At 42.4% G+C, this 1,087-nt stretch carries 1 protein-coding gene and 1 pseudogene; both read left to right on the top strand.

Going from position 1 to position 1,087, the window contains the following annotated elements; genetic code table 11:
• Positions 1 to 282, top strand: a pseudogene (locus tag ACWP87_RS13760) (PTS sugar transporter subunit IIC); the annotation flags it as partial.
• A 41-nt stretch (positions 283 to 323) separates the two neighbouring features.
• Positions 324 to 1,087: glycoside hydrolase family 38 N-terminal domain-containing protein (locus ACWP87_RS13755; protein WP_014570159.1), on the top strand; the 764-nt coding region annotated here is incomplete at its 3' end.

Below are 1,087 nucleotides of genomic sequence, written 5' to 3'. Positions count from 1 at the left end.
TTACCGATTGTTTTAAATCCGATTATGTTGATTCCCTGGATCGTTGTCCCTCTGTTCAATGCAGTCGTTGCATACGTTGTGACCTCTATCGGCTGGGTGGTTCCACTGGTGGTCTTGAATTCTGGTAACGAACCAATTTTCTTTAGCACATGGATTTTAGGCGGATTGCATACGAGTCCAGTCATTCTTGCACTTGTCTTGGTTATATTCGATGTCCTGTTATATGCGCCATTCGTTATCATGAATCAACGCAATGAGCGTCAAATGGCGTCTGCGGCATAAACAGTATAAGTAAATTGTGACGAAAAAAGGAAGTTTAATAAATGCAAAGAGTTCACGTTATAGCCCATACCCATTGGGATTTTGAATGGTACTTCACACGTCAGCATGCAAGGGTTCAATTTGCTTATCATATGGAAGAGGTATTGCAAGCTCTTACTAATAACCAGCTGGACGCTTATCTTCTTGATGGACAAATGGCGATTATCGATGATTACCTACAAACGAATCCTGATAAGCGGGATGAGATCCGTCAATTTGTTCAAGCTCGACGACTTTTTATCGGTCCATGGTATACCCAGATTGATGAGATGGTGACAAGTGGTGAGTCGATTGTTCGCAATTTACAGTTGGGACATAAATTAGCTGCGGATTTAGGCGGGGCCATGAAAGTTGGGTATTTACCGGACTCTTTTGGGCAGGGAAAAGATATGCCCAAGATCTATTCGGGGTTTGACATCACCGCAACTGTTTTTTGGCGCGGTATGCCTCACGAGAAGGATGCACGTTACTTTTATTGGACAGCTGAGGATGGTTCAAGGGTATTAGCGGCAAACATTAAAAATGGTTATTATGCCGGAGTTGAACTAATTGAAAATGATGATGCCACAACTCTTTTACAACGAATTGCAACGGACACCAAGTCACATGACTTAGTACTTCCGGTCGGTGGTGATCAGCGAGCTGTTGATTTTAACTTGAAAGAACGAATCGCATTGGCAAACGATCACGAAGATTCATTTAAGTTAGTTGAAGATAATTACCCGGACTTCTTCGCATCATTGGCAAAAAATAGGGAGTTGCCTAC

It is taken from the genome of Lacticaseibacillus sp. 22, from assembly GCF_055413445.1.
This window is presented reverse-complemented; position numbering and strand designations above follow the sequence as displayed.